Here is a 1,760-nt window from a genome sequence, read left to right as displayed (position 1 = left end):
CAGACAGGTGCGCAGATCGCCATCCACACGGACACCCTCAACGAGGCCGGGTTCGTGGCCGACACGCTCGCCGCGATCGCGGGGCGCACCATCCACGCGTACCACACGGAGGGTGCGGGTGGCGGGCACGCGCCCGACATCATGAGCGTGGTCTCCGAGGGGCACGTGCTGCCCAGCTCGACCAACCCGACCCGGCCCTACACCGTCAACACCGCCGAGGAACACCTCGACATGCTAATGGTCTGCCACCACCTCAACGCGGCCGTGCCCGAGGACCTCGCCTTCGCCGAGTCCCGGATCCGGCCCACCACCATCGGGGCCGAGGACATCCTGCACGACCTCGGCGCGATCTCGATCATCTCCTCCGACGCGCAGGCCATGGGGCGCGTGGGCGAGGTCATCATGCGGACCTGGCAGACGGCCCACGTCATGAAGCGGCGGCGGGGCGCGCTGCCCGGGGACGGTCGCGCGGACAACCGTCGGGTACGTCGCTATGTCGCCAAGTACACGATCAACCCGGCCCTCGCCCAGGGGCTCGCCCGCGAGGTCGGCTCCGTCGAGACCGGGAAGCTCGCCGACCTCGTACTGTGGGAGCCCGCGTTCTTCGGGGTCAAGCCGCATCTCGTCGTCAAGGGCGGGCAGATCGCGTACGCGCAGATGGGCGACGCCAACGCGTCCATTCCCACGCCGCAGCCGATTCTGCCCCGGCCGATGTTCGGGGCGATCGGGCGGGCGCCCGCCTCCAACTCGTTCAACTTCGTTGCGCCGATCGCGATCGAGGACGGGCTGCCGGAGCGGCTCGGGCTCGGCAAGCGGTTCGTGTCGATCGAGTCGACGCGGGCGGTGACCAAGGCGGACATGCGGGAGAACGACGCGCGGCCACGGGTGCAGGTCGATCCCGACAGCTTCGCCGTCACGATCGACGGGGAGCTGGTGGAGGCCACGCCGGCTGCCGAACTGCCCATGGCTCAGCGGTATTTCTTGTTCTGACCTTCCGGGGCCGTCTCCGGGTCCGATTCCGGTTCCGACTCCGACTTCGACTCTGCGTTCTGAGGCTCGTCATGTCGCGTGCTGCGTTGCTTGTGCTGGCCGACGGTCGGTTTCCCGCCGGGGGGCATGCCCACTCCGGTGGGGCCGAAGCTGCGGTCAAGGCCGGGCGGATCACCGGTGCGGGGAGTCTGGAGGAGTTCTGCCGGGGGCGGTTGCACACGGCCGGGCTGGTGTCGGCCTCGCTCGCCGCTGCCGCCGCCCTTGGGCTCGATCCGGTGGAACTGGACGGTGCCGCGGACGCGCGTACGCCGTCCCTCGCCCTGCGGGTCGCCGCCCGGAAGCTCGGGAGGCAGTTGATGCGGGCCGCCCGGGCCACGTGGCCGTCCGCCGAACTCGACGCGCTGGCGCGGGAGTTCCCCAAGGGCGCCCATCAGCCGGTCGTTCTCGGGCTGGCCGCTCGGGCCGCGGGGCTCGGGGCGGAGGATGCCGCGTACTGCGCTGTGTACGAGAGTGTCAGTGGGCCGGCGAGTGCGACGGTGCGGTTGCTGAGTCTTGATCCGTTCGATGCGACCGGGGTGTTGGCTCGGTTGGCTCCTGAGCTTGATCTGGTGGCGGAGCGGGCTAGTGCGGCGGCGCGGTGTGCGTTGGAGGGTGGGGTCGGGGTGTTGCCTGCGGCTTCCGCGCCTGTGCTTGAGATCAGTGCGGAGGTGCATGCTGCTTGGGCCGTGCGGTTGTTTGCCTCCTAGGGGTTTCTTTCGCCCCCGCCGCCC

Annotated in this window: 2 protein-coding genes; both read left to right on the top strand. The window is 70.5% G+C overall.

Features of this window, described 5'->3' with window-relative positions; all coding sequences use genetic code 11:
* Positions 1–990: urease subunit alpha (locus AOK17_RS46920; RefSeq protein ID WP_157881558.1), on the top strand; the 990-nt coding region annotated here is incomplete at its 5' end.
* 71 nt (positions 991–1,061) lie between these two features.
* Complete coding sequence (locus tag AOK17_RS46915) at positions 1,062–1,736, top strand: urease accessory protein UreF (protein WP_055618740.1); 675 nt, start codon at positions 1,062–1,064, stop codon at positions 1,734–1,736.
* Positions 1,737–1,760 lie beyond the last annotated feature (24 nt).

Source organism: Streptomyces phaeochromogenes (assembly GCF_001418655.1).
GTDB classification, from domain to species: domain Bacteria; phylum Actinomycetota; class Actinomycetes; order Streptomycetales; family Streptomycetaceae; genus Streptomyces; species Streptomyces phaeochromogenes.
This window is presented reverse-complemented; position numbering and strand designations above follow the sequence as displayed.